This window comes from Phaeospirillum tilakii, from assembly GCF_042683125.1.
GTDB classification, from domain to species: Bacteria; Pseudomonadota; Alphaproteobacteria; order Rhodospirillales; family Magnetospirillaceae; genus Phaeospirillum; species Phaeospirillum tilakii.
Genome location: NZ_JBHUIY010000102.1, coordinates 1 through 936, shown reverse-complemented (window position 1 = coordinate 936; position 936 = coordinate 1). Strand labels below are relative to the sequence as shown.

Here is a 936-nt window from a genome sequence, read left to right as displayed (position 1 = left end):
CGCCGACGCACCACCATGCCCCCTGACGGCGCCCCCGGGACAGATAGACCCGGCAAACCGCTTCGGCCCGCTCGGCGAGGCGGCGGGCCAGATCAGACACCGACATGACGCCCCTCCCCGCTGACAGAACAGAAGCCCGGCACGCTGGCCGGGCTTCCGCAGAGGAGGATCAGGCGGCGACCTGGGCCAGATCGTCGGGGGCACTTTCCGGCTCGGATTCGATTTCCGGAGCCCGCAGGATGTCGGGCAGCCAGTGCGCACCGACCCGCCCAGGGCCAGGGCCAGGGCCTGACGGAAGGTCAGCCAGCCCTGGCCGGAGAAGCCGTGGCGGAACACCGCCCCCCCACAGAATCAGCACGTTGATCCCCGAATAGCGCCGGCCGGTCGCGGCATTGCGGGGCAGGCCAAGATCGCCCGGGCCGTCGGCGCCGCCCCAGGGCTGGACCCAGGGCAGCCGCCCGGCTTCGAGCTCGGCGATGATGCGGTTGGTGATCTCGGCATAGAGGCTGGTCCGGTCTTTGCCGGACGAGGCGCGGTCAGAAGCCATCTGGTTTCTCCCCGACGGACCGGCGGAAAGCCTCTCTCTCCGCCCGGCTATCCGTCGCGAGCGCCCCCTGCCCCTCTCCCCCTCCTCACCCCAGCAGGCCCAAACCGCCTTGGCAGCGGAGAGGGGACGGGGGCAAGCGCGGGCGGCGGGAGGGGTTCCCGCCGCACATACGCTTTCGCCCGTTACCTATGCGTTACCTGTGGCGAGGCGGGAACGCGAAAAAGGCGTTAGCTTTTCAGCTAACGCCTTGATCTATAAGGATTTTTTGGTTGCGGGGGCAGGATTTGAACCTACGACCTTCAGGTTATGAGCCTGACGAGCTACCGGGCTGCTCCACCCCGCGTTAATGCGCTGGCGCGGCGAGGGGGATTGTAATCGTGATAGGTTTT

Annotated in this window: 1 protein-coding gene and 1 tRNA gene; both read right to left on the bottom strand. The window is 67.8% G+C overall.

Annotation, left to right across the window (positions count from 1 at the left end):
* Positions 1 to 169: 169 nt before the first annotated feature.
* On the bottom strand, positions 170 to 547 hold the full coding sequence (locus ACFSNB_RS18710) for an ArdC-like ssDNA-binding domain-containing protein (protein ID WP_465264584.1): 378 nt from the start codon (positions 545 to 547) through the stop codon (positions 170 to 172).
* A gap of 266 nt (positions 548 to 813) precedes the next feature.
* Positions 814 to 890: transfer RNA gene (locus tag ACFSNB_RS18705), tRNA-Met, on the bottom strand.
* Positions 891 to 936 lie beyond the last annotated feature (46 nt).

Excerpts from the sequence above, each read along its gene's own strand:
- ACFSNB_RS18710 (WP_465264584.1), bottom strand. The coding sequence starts at position 547 with ATGGCTTCTGACCGCGCCTCGTCCGGCAAAGACCGGACCAGCCTCTAT.